This is a genomic window from Vibrio pomeroyi, from assembly GCA_041879425.1.
GTDB classification, from domain to species: Bacteria; Pseudomonadota; Gammaproteobacteria; order Enterobacterales; family Vibrionaceae; genus Vibrio; species Vibrio pomeroyi_A.
The window spans coordinates 1,711,239-1,724,779 of the sequence record CP090855.1 but is presented as its reverse complement, the minus strand read 5'-3'; the positions used below and the strand labels follow the sequence as shown (position 1 = coordinate 1,724,779).

Below are 13,541 nucleotides of genomic sequence, written 5' to 3'. Positions count from 1 at the left end.
TTGCTCTTACTAAGTATCAAAAGAAACTAATAGCAATTAGGAATTCAATATGAAAACTATGACTCAACGCTTTCAAACTCTACTTTCTGTATCGAACTTCAGTTTAGCGATCACCGCGTTACTTATGCTACTCAGCATTATTGTTGCTTATCCTATGGCCGACCACTTCTCACTGCCGATTCAAATCGTCGCTCACATCAGCACAATCTTAGTCGCTGCAGTATTGAAAATCAGCTATGTAGGTCGCTGTCTTGCGCAGTACAACCTTGGCTTAGAAGTCCGCTAGACGATATCAAGACTACTGAAAAGATCGTACAACTGGTGGGATTTATAAGGCTTGGGCAAGTAAGCGTTCATGCCCGCTTCAAAACAATCTTTGATGTCTTCTTCTAATACACTGGCAGTTAAGGCAATGATCGGCAGTGGTGTGGCTTCTTGTTCACACTCCCACTGTCGAATAGCTCGAGTCGCGGTGATGCCATCCATCACAGGCATCATACAATCCATTAAGATGGCATCAAACTGGGCACCTTGAGTGATCACGTCCACCGCTTCTTGTCCGTTACTGGCAATCAAATACTCATAACCCGCTTGTTCAAGGAAGAAGCTCGCTATTTTCTGGTTCATTAAATTGTCTTCAACAATCAAAATACGTCGATTCAGCGAACGAACCTCTTCATCCTTCGGTTCCGCCTGCGGTGCTGGCTCTTCGCCGACATCCAGTGATTGCAAGCTATTGAAGAATCGTCGGCCCAAAAATGGCAAGGTATGAGTCGAGTGCACTGTCTCTGTGATTAGGTTGGTTTTAAATAGGTGATGCTGACACACGATCACACGAGAAAGCGGATATACGGCCTTTAGTGCCGCCAAGTCCTTCTCCATTGAGTGATGCAGCGTATGACAATACAGTATGAAATCGCTCTCTTTGAGGCTGTCATCGAGGTCCGCAATAGATGAAACGACATTAGGACGAACATTCAAGCGTTCACACTCTTTCACCAATTGGTCTAGGTAATTGAAAGAGTTCGAGACAACCGTCACGGAGCTCAAATTCTCGAAGCTTTGAACCTGAGATTCAACAATGTCGACATACAAACAAAAAGTGAACGTCGAGCCCTCTCCTTTCACTGAGCGCGCAGTAATATAGCCACCCATCAAATCAACAAGCTGTCGACAAATGGCAAGCCCAAGCCCTGTACCACCAAATTGGCGCGTGATGCTGCCATCTTCTTGTGTGAAGGGTTCAAAAATGGATTCTAACTTCTCTGGCTCAATGCCTATCCCAGAATCCGACACACTGCATTCAAGCTTTCCTCTTCCCAAAGACATGGGCGTGTACGCAATGTCCGTCGTGATCGTTCCTTTAGACGTAAACTTGATGGCGTTAGACAACAAGTTCGTCAGCACTTGCCTAACTCGGTATTCATCAAAGAACAATTGTGGCGGAGTTTGGGAGTCGATGTTGATGTCGAGTTCGATGTCTTTACTGATCGCTTTGGATAAAATCACACTCACCGAGTCATACACAGCTTCACGCAAATCAGCATTGTGTGGCGACAACATCAAGTTGCCCGACTCGATTTTAGACAGGTCTAGAATGTCATTCAGTAGCACTAACAACGAGTGAGAAGACGATTCAATATCCCCTAGCACTTCTTGTTGGTTGGCACTTAACTGGCTCTGAGACAAGATCTCCGCCATGCCGATAATCCCATTAAGCGGCGTACGAATTTCATGAGACATATTGGCAAGAAAAGCACTTTTCGCTTTATTCGCTGAAATCGCGTCTTCCTTGGCTTTTATTAACTCTTTGTTGTGATGATAGTTACGCTCCATCACTCGGTTCAGAGCCTCAGTAAATTCAGCAAGTTCATCGTTCCCTTGAATGTGAATCACCTTGGGCTTGCCATAACTATCTGCGCATTCTGTTACCCCTTTAAGAATCAGCGAGAGGTTGCGATTTAAACGCAGAGAGGTTGCGATACCGAGCCACAGCAAAACACCTGATGCAGCCAGAATCAGCAGTGTCATGACCAAGGTTTGTCTTTTCTGTAGCGCGATGTTCTCTGTTAGATCGAACTGCAACTGCTTGGTATAAGCGCCAATCGCTTTTGAAATAGCGCGTTTTTTAAGCTCCAAGCCTTTGAGGTGGTCATAGATTTCAGGTGACGAGAAGTCCCCTTCGAGGATTCGTGATGTGAAGCTGTTTTGAAGTTCATCTTTGGAGAAAGCGTTTAACAGTTCTCTAATTTCTGGGGAGCGAGTGCCCGATCGAAAATACGAATCTAACAACTGTTGTTGCCTTTCCAATGCACCAACATAACTCAGTAGATATTGATTTTTTAATTCTGGAGTACGGTACAGGCTGTAGCTTAACCACGCTTCTCTCTGAGTCCAGAATACATAGTTAGTGAGATGGACGAACACCGCATCAGCCTGACCGATATCTTCATCGACTAAGATCATTTGATATTCAGACAACTCCATCAAAACGTCTTTCAGCAAGTCGAATGCGCGTTCGGTCAATTGTGTGTTGTTCGGGGTTTCTGTTTCTTGAGCAAGCCTCATCAACACGCTTTTAAGCTCAACCAACTGCGGTTCAACGCTCCAGTTACTGTCGAACTGTTGAAGTCGAACCTCATATTGAGTGAGCTTATCCAATTCTGATTGCAGTTTTAACAGCAACTGACCTTTCTCAGGGGAGTCATTAGACAGAACCAACCATCGATAAGCACTACTTGAAATGGTATTAAAAGATTGAAGCGCTTCGACCTTAATACGCGTTGTTTCAAGGTGATTCATCTTCTTATCGTTCTTTAGCACTTCGTTAACTGTAAACCCAAACATAATGAATACAGAAACGGTGGAAAGAAAAATAAGACGCCATCTAATTGACATATTTATCATTTTTATAACTACTCCCTTCCCGAAAGTAATTTACCTAGCCCAAGTTAAGAATAGGACATTAACAGAGGTTATTGATCAAATTGGATATGAACAAACGATACTCCGAGTCCAGAACGGACATTTAAAATGAACAAGCATTGATATCAGTGCGATCAAAGTAGAAAGGTTTACCGAGTTATTATCACTCGCATAACAAGTAAAAGAGGAAGAGGTTCAACGCCGTGAGGTAGCGAATCACCGCCCTACACACTAACAAAGTCGAAAATTAGGTTAAATTTTTGAGATCCAATCGTTTGCGTCTTGCTGTTTTTCCACTCAACCTCGGCTTATTCGAAAGTCGAACAGCAAAACCCATTGTTCAGCTTATCTATTGTTTACCAATTCAGTGTAACTTGAGTTAATGATCACACCTTGAATGATAGGTATGACTTTTATTACATATAATATTTTGATTTGAGTATTTTTTGGCGAAAATTAAGTACTACAGATTGTTAAAGTCAATAGTCTTTCTTAATACTGAAATCTTGATTTATGGCTATTATAACGCCAACTTGCAGATAATTTATCTGCATTTATTTTTCCTAGCAGAATAACCAGTCGTACCTTACAATCCTGCCACATAAAAATTACAAGTTACACACAACGCATTCAAGCAGAATTAAGTGGCATTAAAGACCACCGCTTGATAGCTCAACCCCCTATGCTGATTGGCTTCCCTACAACCGCCATGACTGCAGAAACTTAACGTGAAAGGTCCCGAGTAAAGATGAGTCCCGAAAAGCACCTCCTAGACTGGCAAACTAGTCAAACTATTGCTGAATCCATCGCTCCAACTTTAGGTCAGTTATACCGCCAAAAAGGCGTAGAAGTTATCCTCTTCGGTAAGACCTTAGTTAACGCAACCACTATCGACATCATCAAAGCTCACCGCATCGCAAAACGTTACACTGGCTCACCGCTAACCGCAGAACAAACTCAACCAATTATCCAGCATCTACTATCAATGCGCTTGTCTCCATGCCGCGTTGATGTTGGTCGTCTAGCCGCTCAGTACTGGGAAAACCACGAAGACCTTAGCGCGATGGATGACTTCCTTCAAACGGCTCTAATGGGTTCGCTTGAAGGCGACGCGATGACGAAACCTCGTGACGTTGTGTTGTACGGCTTCGGTCGTATCGGTCGTCTGCTAACTCGTATTCTTGTAGAGAAAAGCGGCCCGGGTTACCCACTTCGTTTACGTGCAATCGTAGTTCGTGGCGGTAAAGATGGTGATTTAGAAAAACGCGCAAGCTTGCTACGTCGTGACTCAGTACATGGCCAATTCAACGGCAGCATCGTGGTAGATCAAGAACGCAAAGCGATCATCGTTAACGGTAACTTCATCCAAGTTATCTACGCAAACAAGCCAGAAGAAGTCGATTACACTGCTTACGGCATTGATAACGCATTAGTTGTTGATAACACAGGTGTGTGGCGTGACGCTGAAGGCCTAAGCCAACACGTTGCTTGTAACGGCGCTAGCAAAGTTCTTCTTACTGCACCTGGCAAAGGCGACATTAAAAACGTTGTATTTGGTGTGAATGAAGATGTGATTAAGCCAGAAGACACAATCATCTCGGCAGCAAGCTGTACAACCAACGCGATTACACCAGTATTGAAAGCGGTTCACGACAAGTTTGGCGTTCTATCGGGTCACATCGAAACGGTTCACTCATTCACTAATGACCAAAACCTAATCGACAACTTCCACTCAGGTGACCGTCGTGGTCGTGCTGCTTCATTGAACATGGTACTGACATCGACCGGTGCTGCAAAAGCAGTATCAAAAGCGATGCCAGAGATGGAAGGTAAGCTAACGGGTAATGCGATTCGCGTGCCTACGCCAAACGTTTCAATGGCAGTAGCAAACCTAAACCTTGAGAAAGGCACTAGCAAAGACGAGCTAAACGCGTACCTACGTGAAATGGCGCTGTCTTCTGCTCTGTCCGCTCAAATTGATTACACCGATTCAACTGAGATTGTATCTACTGACTTGGTTGGTTCTCGCCACCCTGGTGTCGTTGACGGTGTTGCAACTATCGCGCAAGACAACCGCGCTGTTCTTTACATTTGGTACGACAACGAGTTTGGCTACAGCTGCCAAGTTGTTCACTGTATGGAACAGATGATGGGTGTTCGCTACAAGACTTACCCAGCGGTTTAAGATCTCTGAGTAAAATCAGCTCCACAACATAATAACTATATCTGCGAAGCCTGTTTCAGGCTTCGCAACCCCTTCTGTTTTACTCCCCCGTATAAACAAAAGGGTTGCCACTTAGATCTGCTCTCTCTAACTGATCTAGGTGGCCTTTTTACATCCAGCCTCGCTAGCCTTCATATCTGTTACAACTCAACCTCAACATCCGACTGAATCGTGCTTGAACACGCCAATACGTATCCTTGTTCAATCTCTTCTGCTGTCAGTGTCTCTTGGCTGCTAGATTCCACCGAACCTTTGGTCACTTTACATTTACACGAGCCACAAATACCGCTGCGACACGCAATAATAATGGGTACCCCTGCTTGCTCTAAAGAGTCGGCTAATGGCGTCCCCGCCTCGGCTTCCACTTCTTTGCCAAACGTTGGGACAAATACCTTAACGGCACTATTCGTATCTCCAGAAGCCTCGACTTGTGACTCTTCTTGCTGAGCATTCTGAGTAGCAGGAGTAAAGCTCTCTTGATAGAAGTTGTCCATGTTGAACTCAAGCTCTTTCAGGTAGCTTTCTATGTCTTGCATAAAGCCAACAGGGCCACAAAGATAAACGGTTCTGTCTAGGATGTCTGGGCTCAGTTTCACCAACCAGTTCTTATCCAGTCGACCTTGAGGCGCTTTAGTGCCTTGGTTATCTTTAAGCAGCAACTTGAGGTTGAAGTTGTCATACGCTTCATCGAGCTGGTGAAGCTCTTCAAAATAGATAGTCTCAAGTTTGTTACGCGCCATGTGGACGAAGTCTATCTCCATCTCACTATCTTGAGACAACCAATACTTCACCATCGCCATCACAGGCGTGATCCCACAACCTGCACTGACTAGCGTTACCTTCTTGCTCTCAGTCGGCATGCAATCAATGCAGTTAAAGCCACCAGCAGGTTTTAAAACCGCAACCTCATCACCTTCATCAAGCTCATCGACAATAAAGTTAGACACCAAACCACCTTCAACACGCTTAACTGTCAGCTTCAAACGATTGTCTTCAGGACAGGAAGCAACTGAGTAAGCGCGGTAATCGGTTTTTGTCGGCATATCCAAGCCCAACGTGATGAACTGGCCTGGCTTAAAATTGAAATGTAGGTCTTGTGGAATACTGCCAAGCTCGAAGCTGACCGTATCTGGCGTCTCATGCCATTTCTTTAAACACACTAAATTGATTGAATCGCTATCCGACCATGCATACATAGTTCACACACCTTACTGATACTAAAGAATTAAATCTAAAAAGCCCCGCCGCTGCACGTTCGAAGAGAACAGCAACAACGGGGCTTGGGAGTGGGCTTACATTAAGCCGCTAAGATTGTTTTAAGATCTTGCTCTGGCGTCGAAATAGAACGCATGTCGAACTCGTCTTGAATAATCTTTAGTAGGTTCTCTGTTAGGAATGCAGGCGCTGTTGGACCTGTGTAGATACCTTTCACACCCAGTGCGAACAGAGTAAGCAGGATAACAATCGCTTTTTGCTCGAACCAAGATAGAACCAGCGTTAGTGGTAGTTCGTTGATGCCACAGTCAAACTCTTGAGACAGTGCAAGCGCAAGCTGAATCGCCGAGTAAGCATCGTTACATTGGCCAACATCTAACAGACGCGGGATACCGTTAATGTCACCAAATTGGTTCTTATTAAAACGGAATTTACCACATGCCAGCGTTAGTATTACTGAATCTTCTGGCGCTTGGGCTGTGAAGTCTGTGTAGTAGCTACGTTCAGATTTGTCACCGTCACAACCACCCACAAGGAAGAAGTGTTTGATGTTGCCTTCTTTCACTTGTTCAACAACCGCAGGTGCTGCTTCCATCAATGCATTGCGACCAAAGCCGACAGTGATCATTTGCTCGATCTCGTCATGCTTGAAGCCTTCTTGTGCAAGCGCGCAATCGATTACCGCACTGAAATCGTCGCCTTCAAGGTGTGCAACACCCGGCCAACCAACAATGCTACGTGTAAATAGACGGTCAGCATATGCACCAACATCTGGGTTAAGCAGGCAGTTAGACGTCATCACAATTGCGCCAGGGAAGTTAGCGAACTCTTTCTGTTGGTTCTGCCAAGCACTACCGTAGTTACCCGCAAGGTGTGGGTACTTGTTCAGTTCAGGATAACCGTGCGCAGGTAGCATCTCACCGTTGGTGTAAACGTTAATGCCCTTGCCTTCGGTTTGTTGAAGGATCTTTTCTAGATCGTGAAGGTCGTGACCAGAAACAAGGATACAGTGACCCTTCTTAGTCTTCACATTCACCGTTGTAGGTTGTGGGTGACCAAACGTATCTGTCTCGCCCTTGTCTAGCATTTCCATTACTTTGTAATTCATCAAGCCAATCTGCATTGATGTATCAAGTAACTGTTTTAGGTCGGTTGGATCAGTACCTAAGAAAGCCATGATTTCGTGGTATTCAGCAAAGATTGCATCATCGGTTTGGCCAAGAACACGTGCGTGCTCCATGTAAGCCGCAGCACCTTTTAAGCCGTATAGGCAAAGAAGACGAAGACCAATCACATCTTCGTGTTGAGAGTCGTGACCACGGTTAACCGCTGCTTGTGGCGCAAGTGCTAATAGCTCTGAAGAATCTGTTGGTAGATCGAACTGCGCGGCAGGAGAAAGCGCTGGAATTTCGAAACCAATTAACGTCGCGGCAGCGCGAACTTTTTGCTCTAAACGCTGTTTAAATTCGTGAGATTGCTGTGCAAATTCGATGATACGAGCAGGGTCGAAGTTAACGTTGGTCAATGTTGCGAAGAACGCTTTTGGTGCCCACTCGTCAATTTCAGTATCAATAACATCGCAAGTGCGACCCAAATTTGCCCAAAAAGAAACACCTTGAAGAGAATACACCAACACATCTTGAAGGTCTGACACTTCCGAGGTTTTGCCACACATACCTTGTGCGAAAGAACAGCCTTTTACAGTGGGTGTTTGAATGGTTTGTTCACATTGAATACAGAACATATAGGGGCTCCAGTAATTTTTATTAGCTGTAAGTACTTTGCTTACAGTGACTTATTCCAAACCCTATAGAGCATCAACTGTGCCAACTTTTAACTCGTTGATTTTAAAGAGCTTTGCTGTATTCCATATTTTTAGCGCGTGTTTATGACTACATTTACACACCCAAAGTCAACACACCCGTGTCATAGTGACTCTCGGTAATTATTTAACGACGTTCATGTTTCGTTCAGAATAGAAGCGATAAAGTAACAACATAGAAAAAGAGGAATGAATATGAAAAATATCTTAGTTACGATTGTTGCGCTGTTTACTGGCCTTTTGGCGCTATTCACAAGCTTGATCCTTGCTATTCCTTTAGCTATTGCAGCTTTAATTACTGGCAAGCGCATTCAAAATCAAATGGAGAAACAAGGCTTCGCAGCTCATATGAACACTCGTCAGTCATCAACCAGTGATGCAGGTGTAATTGAAGGTGAATACGAAGACCTTTCAAATAGAAAATAGTCTAAGCTTTTGCTTCAAGACAAAACACGATAGAGACAACACTAAAAAATGCATAGCAAGACCATTCTAACGCTACTCGCCCTAACGACTTTAAGTCTCGTTGGTTGTTCCAACGAGACCATCGCTCCAGCTTACGAAACCTCTCCTAACTTGCCTGAATATCAGCAAGACAGCTTTGACGCCTACGTAAATGACACTCAAGATTGGTTACTGAAAAACCGTGTGTTCATGACCGAAGACAAACAATTGGAGATCCAACTTAATTCACCAACCGAGTATCAACCAACCTCACCAAATGGCAAGGCGGTGTTACTGGTTCATGGATTAGGCGACTCACCCTATTCGTTTAAAGACATTGCAACCCATTTAGCTGAGCAAGGTTACTTAGTGAGAACCGTATTGCTTCCGGGTCACGGTAGTCGCGTGGGTGACTTAATGCAGCCAAGCCTAGAGGATTGGCAAGGTGTGGTAGCTCATCATACAAAATTACTTGAGCAAGAGTACGATTCTGTTTGGCTAGGCGGCTATTCCACTGGCGCGAATCTCGTGACTTCACAAGCGATGCATGACCCAAAGATCTCTGGGTTACTGCTGTTCTCTCCTGCATTTCAACCGAGCTCGTCAGCCGTTCAATACGCAGAGCTAGCAAGTTACTTTGTCACATGGGCCGATCAAGATCCTGAAGACAATGTATTGCGTTACAACTCGCTGCCAATGAATGGTGCTTCTGTTTACTACGAAACATCAGAAGTGGTGCGTGAAGACTTACAAGATAAACACTTCGACAAGCCAGTGTTTATTATGATGAGTGAAGGCGACAGTGTGATTGATACTAGCTATGTTCAGCAGGCGTTTACTGAATCTATGCCAAACCCAAACAACGTGTTGATTTGGCAAGGGGAAACCACACTCGACGATCCTCGTGCGGTTCAATACAGTATGAAGATTCCTGAACAACGTATCTCAAACGGTTCGCACATGGGCTTGCTGTTCTCGCCAAACAATCCGTACTACGGCATCAATGGCAGCGAGAAAATCTGTTCGAATGGTCAGGCTGAAGGCTTTGAAGAACAGTGCAACGCGACCAGTGAAGTATGGTACTCGGCATGGGGATACCGCGAAGAAGGTAAAAACCATGCACGTTTAACCTATAACCCTTACTTCTCAGATTCGATGAAAAAGCTAGACGAAGTTCTGAACTCGGAAGGCTAAAAACTCACTCGATAAAAACCCCAAAAGGCTCACTAGATAACGTCTCATGAGCCTTTTTTATGGATATCGTATTTTGCCGGAATATGAGCGACCGCTATATCGTCCACACCACACGGACAGCAAGCAGAATCAAAACCACACCTGAAAGTCGGTCAATCAGCTGCGCTTTAGAACGGATTCGTTCAACGATCAGTGGGCTCGATAACACCAAGGTGATGAAGGTGTACCAAAGGCCATCAACAATCAACGGTGTTGAAACAATGATCACTTGATTGCTGAGTTCATTACCTAGCGCTACGAATTGGCTAAACAGAGCGATAAAGAACAACGCGATCTTTGGGCTCAAGATAGAGATCAAGAAAGCCTCGCGAGCAGACTGCATGTAGCTCATCTGTTCACCCGCTTCTAATTTCGCCGCTACCCCGCCTTTCGAACGCAATGCATTCACACCAAGGTAAAGCAGATACGCGGCACCCGCCAAGCTGATCCCTTTAAATAGCATTGGCGATTGTTCTAGTAACACCGCCAAACCCACGATGGTTGCGAAGGCATAAATACCAATACCAGCGGCATGTGACCAAGCTGCGATAAGGCCATTGATACGGCCACCAGCCAAACTGTGTTTAGCGATCATCGCCAAGCTTGGACCCGGAGACATCGCGCCCAACAAGCAGATAGCTAATAAAGAAAACCAAATTGTTACTGTCATCATTCCATTCCTAATAAACCATACGTCCCAACTGAACGCCTTTACTTGTTAGTAACCATAATTCGCCGAAGGTATCATTTGAAATCAAAGATTATCATCATAGCTATGACTTCAAGTCATACTGATATTGTAGCTCGACTTCTGCATAGCTTGGAATGCCTTTTCTCGCGCCCATTTGTGAGCAGAATCGTTGTCATACTTGGGGTGCCACATTAGCCAATAGGTGTGCATTTCCGTATCAAACGGCAAAGAGAAGTATGTCGTTTCAAGGTGTCGACCTAGGTTATAGGCGATGTGCTCCGGCACAATCATCAGGTAATCATCTTGCATCAGCACCGTACCCGCCGATGAAAAGAACGGAACCTGCAATGCGACTCTACGTTTAAGACCCTGTTTCTTGAGAGCAATATCTGCGTAGCTGTCTTTGTCCCCTCCTCCCGTTACCTTGATGTGTGAATAATTGACGATGTCTTGGGCACTCAGAGTCGATTGTTGAGCTAACGGGTGAGATCTACGCATCAAACACACAGACTTGTCTTCACCAAGCTTCATGCTCGACACGTGGTCTGGCTTTTGAGGAAACATACTCGAAGCTAAGTGAATGCCCGACTCATTGAGCGCTTCAAGGTAGCTTGGTTGCCATAATCGATACGCCAAATTGATGTTCGGCGCTTCGGCAGATACCTCAGCCACAATCACAGGCAAAATATACTGAGCGACATAATCACTCGAAGCTAACACCAACTCACCGTGCCAATCTTGCGGCTCAAATGGCTTATCATCTAACAGGTGGTCAAACTCACTAAGCAAGTCATCGAGCTTGTCTTTGAGCTGTAGAGCACGATTGGTAGGAACCAGTTTGTTACCATCACGAACCAACAAAGGATCACCACACAAATCTCTAAGCTGACTAAGCTGACGGCTGACCGCAGACTGGGTGATATGCAGACGTTGAGCCGCACGGCTTACATGACACTCTTCAAGAAGCACATGCAGTGAACGCAGTAGGTTTAAATTAATATTGCCTAACATGAATGTACCGTCGGATTCAGTTTATTAAAAAACTCGGTCAGCACAGTATGAGTCATTAGGTGACGCAGATCAGGATAGCTTTGCAGTTGGTCGCGAACTTGATTTAAACGCTCCATGCTTTCTACTTCAACATACAGCATCATATCGGTCTCACCGCTGATCGAGTGACACCATTGCACACCATCAATACTCTCGATTCGTTGCGCGTAAGATTCACAACTATGGTCGCTGCTCGACATGTCGAATTTCAGCAAAATATAAGCGCACACATTCTTCGTTTGATTGGGTTCTGTCACTTGAGCGCAGTAACCCGTAATCACTTTGTCGCTTTCCAGTTTTTTTATTCTGGCGTTCACTGCCGAGCGCGAGAGGCTCACATCTCGGGCGATATCGCTCACTGAGCATCGAGCGTTGGTTTTGAGAATATCCAAAATCTGGCGATCAAATTTATCCATGCTTTTGATTCTTTCCACTTATTGTTCTATTTATAACGCCTAATTTGACACAACTTTCCGACTTATAACAGCCATTATGACAACCGACATTTTCACGCTTAAATGGATTAATACCGTCAAAATGGCGGTGTCTTACGACGTTTCGCTAGCTGTATTATTGATGTCGACAATGTATGCTTTCAATCTCAGTATTACCCATCCCAGAATAAGCACCAAAAGCTAGGAGAGCGAATGACACAACTCAAACAAGAAATCACGCTAATGTCCGGAATTGGACAACTCTCTACGACCTTGCTGGGTACTGGGTTATTTATGATTCCCGCTATCGCTGCAGGTATCGCAGGTCAGTTGTCGCTGCTGGCATGGTTAATCTTGTTTATCGCCATTTGCCCAATCGCCCTTACCTTTGCAGCATTAGGGAAACGCTACCCTAATGCTGGCGGCACCGCCTATTTTGTACGCCAAGCGTTCAGCGAACGTTTAGAAACGAGTGTTGCTTGGTTGTTTGTGAGTGTTATTCCTGTCGGCATTCCCGCTGCGATTGCATTAGCGGGCGGCTTTGCGCAACAACTATTACCTTCGCCTCTCGACACACCGCTCGGTGCTCAATCCTTTACTGTAGCCCTGCTGATTGCCGTCAACTTGATGGGCAGTAAGTCTTCTGGTCGTCTGCAAACCGTAATTGCATTGTCGATTTTTGCCTTGGTCAGTGCTTTTGTTTGGAAAGCTGATATCACCGTTGCAGACGTTGCGATTCCCTCTATCTCATCCGACTCGATGTGGTCTATCGGCGCGGCATTGGCGGTGATGTTTTGGTGCTTTGTAGGGATAGAAGCCTTTGCTCACATGGGAGAGGAATTTAAGAATCCACAGCGCGATTTTCCGATCGCCATCATTGCAGGGTGTTTCGTCGCAGGTCTAGTGTATTGGGCTTGTTCAGTGGTCATTCTTAAACTTGGGGCTTATGGGTCCGCTGAATTTGATGCTGCATCGATTCCATGGGTGACAGAGCAACTGTTTGGCAATGGCTTCAAAACGGTCATCAGTGTACTGGGTTTCTTTGCTTGTTTTGCGAGCCTAAACCTTTATACCCAAAGCTTGTCTCGCATGATCTGGGCTCAAGCTCGCCAACACAGCCCGACAAGTAAAATGGCGCAACTTAATAGCCGTGGTGTGCCTCTTTACCCAACTTTGGCGATTGGTTTCATCGCGCTTGTCTCATGTGTGATTGGCGAGTTGTCTAACTTGGATCTTGAATTCTTTCTTAAACTCGCCAACGGTATTTTCGTTCTGGTTTATCTACTTGCGATGTTAGCGGCTTGCCGACTGTTGACTGGCATTTCCAGATACACAGCAATGGTTTCATTGGTTATCTGTACATTAGTGTTTATCTGCCTAAGTTGGTCGATGTTGTATGCGGTGACTATTTTTGTGACATTGTCACTCCCTTGGAAGAAGTGGTTGGGTAAACCCACCGTTTCTATCGACAAGTTGTAGCTTGTCGATAAATTATAAATAGCC

The 13,541-nt window shown here is 45.0% G+C and carries 11 protein-coding genes; 5 read left to right on the top strand and 6 right to left on the bottom strand.

The window, feature by feature from the left end:
* Positions 1-49: 49 nt before the first annotated feature.
* Positions 50-286: a hypothetical protein gene (locus L0992_23550; GenBank protein ID XGB69353.1), complete on the top strand. Its 237-nt coding sequence runs from the start codon at positions 50-52 to the stop codon at positions 284-286.
* Here L0992_23550 and L0992_23545 read toward each other — a convergent pair.
* Entirely contained in the window at positions 283-2,847 is a 2,565-nt protein-coding gene (locus L0992_23545) for an ATP-binding protein (protein ID XGB70421.1), read from the bottom strand. The two genes, L0992_23550 and L0992_23545, sit on opposite strands and share 4 nt — an antisense overlap.
* An 826-nt stretch (positions 2,848-3,673) precedes the next feature.
* Here L0992_23545 and L0992_23540 point away from each other — a divergent pair.
* A complete protein-coding gene (locus L0992_23540) occupies positions 3,674-5,110 on the top strand; it encodes a glyceraldehyde-3-phosphate dehydrogenase (protein ID XGB69352.1) in 1,437 nt (478 codons plus the stop codon).
* A gap of 179 nt (positions 5,111-5,289) precedes the next feature.
* On the opposite strand, the gene L0992_23535 is transcribed toward L0992_23540, so the two are convergent.
* Positions 5,290-6,345: a hybrid-cluster NAD(P)-dependent oxidoreductase gene (locus L0992_23535; GenBank protein XGB69351.1), complete on the bottom strand. Its 1,056-nt coding sequence runs from the start codon at positions 6,343-6,345 to the stop codon at positions 5,290-5,292.
* A gap of 101 nt (positions 6,346-6,446) precedes the next feature.
* Positions 6,447-8,108, bottom strand: a complete 1,662-nt coding sequence (gene hcp, locus L0992_23530; protein ID XGB69350.1) for a hydroxylamine reductase — start codon at positions 8,106-8,108, stop codon at positions 6,447-6,449.
* Between the two features lie 273 nt (positions 8,109-8,381).
* On the opposite strand from hcp, the gene L0992_23525 reads away from it, so the two are divergent.
* Both L0992_23525 and L0992_23520 read left to right on the top strand, forming a co-directional pair.
* The gene (locus L0992_23525) at positions 8,382-8,612 is read left to right on the top strand and encodes a hypothetical protein (GenBank protein XGB69349.1); all 231 of its coding nucleotides are present in this window, start codon (positions 8,382-8,384) and stop codon (positions 8,610-8,612) included.
* Positions 8,613-8,660: 48 nt separating this feature from the next.
* The gene (locus L0992_23520) at positions 8,661-9,824 is read left to right on the top strand and encodes an alpha/beta fold hydrolase (protein ID XGB69348.1); all 1,164 of its coding nucleotides are present in this window, start codon (positions 8,661-8,663) and stop codon (positions 9,822-9,824) included.
* Positions 9,825-9,918: 94 nt separating this feature from the next.
* Here L0992_23520 and L0992_23515 read toward each other — a convergent pair whose 3' ends face one another.
* The 3 genes from L0992_23515 to L0992_23505 form a co-directional block, all read right to left on the bottom strand.
* On the bottom strand, positions 9,919-10,533 hold the full coding sequence (locus L0992_23515) for a LysE family translocator (protein ID XGB70420.1): 615 nt from the start codon (positions 10,531-10,533) through the stop codon (positions 9,919-9,921).
* A gap of 111 nt (positions 10,534-10,644) precedes the next feature.
* Complete coding sequence (locus L0992_23510; protein ID XGB69347.1) at positions 10,645-11,565, bottom strand: LysR family transcriptional regulator; 921 nt, start codon at positions 11,563-11,565, stop codon at positions 10,645-10,647.
* A complete protein-coding gene (locus L0992_23505) occupies positions 11,559-12,020 on the bottom strand; it encodes an Lrp/AsnC family transcriptional regulator (GenBank protein XGB69346.1) in 462 nt (153 codons plus the stop codon). Before L0992_23505 ends, L0992_23510 begins: the two co-directional genes overlap by 7 nt.
* 231 nt (positions 12,021-12,251) lie before the next feature.
* Here L0992_23505 and yjeH point away from each other — a divergent pair, with 231 nt between their 5' ends.
* On the top strand, positions 12,252-13,517 hold the full coding sequence (gene yjeH, locus L0992_23500) for an L-methionine/branched-chain amino acid transporter (protein XGB69345.1): 1,266 nt from the start codon (positions 12,252-12,254) through the stop codon (positions 13,515-13,517).
* Positions 13,518-13,541 lie beyond the last annotated feature (24 nt).

What these genes read in the sequence shown, in the direction of transcription:
- L0992_23515 (XGB70420.1), bottom strand. Translation starts at nt 10,533, where the DNA reads ATGACAGTAACAATTTGGTTTTCTTTATTAGCTATCTGCTTGTTGGGC.
- L0992_23510 (XGB69347.1), bottom strand. Translation starts at nt 11,565, where the DNA reads ATGTTAGGCAATATTAATTTAAACCTACTGCGTTCACTGCATGTGCTT.
- L0992_23540 (XGB69352.1), top strand. Translation starts at nt 3,674, where the DNA reads ATGAGTCCCGAAAAGCACCTCCTAGACTGGCAAACTAGTCAAACTATT.
- yjeH (XGB69345.1), top strand. Translation starts at nt 12,252, where the DNA reads ATGACACAACTCAAACAAGAAATCACGCTAATGTCCGGAATTGGACAA.
- L0992_23550 (XGB69353.1), top strand. Translation starts at nt 50, where the DNA reads ATGAAAACTATGACTCAACGCTTTCAAACTCTACTTTCTGTATCGAAC.
- L0992_23535 (XGB69351.1), bottom strand. Translation starts at nt 6,345, where the DNA reads ATGTATGCATGGTCGGATAGCGATTCAATCAATTTAGTGTGTTTAAAG.
- L0992_23505 (XGB69346.1), bottom strand. Translation starts at nt 12,020, where the DNA reads ATGGATAAATTTGATCGCCAGATTTTGGATATTCTCAAAACCAACGCT.
- hcp (XGB69350.1), bottom strand. Translation starts at nt 8,108, where the DNA reads ATGTTCTGTATTCAATGTGAACAAACCATTCAAACACCCACTGTAAAA.
- L0992_23545 (XGB70421.1), bottom strand. Translation starts at nt 2,847, where the DNA reads ATGTTTGGGTTTACAGTTAACGAAGTGCTAAAGAACGATAAGAAGATG.
- L0992_23520 (XGB69348.1), top strand. Translation starts at nt 8,661, where the DNA reads ATGCATAGCAAGACCATTCTAACGCTACTCGCCCTAACGACTTTAAGT.
- L0992_23525 (XGB69349.1), top strand. Translation starts at nt 8,382, where the DNA reads ATGAAAAATATCTTAGTTACGATTGTTGCGCTGTTTACTGGCCTTTTG.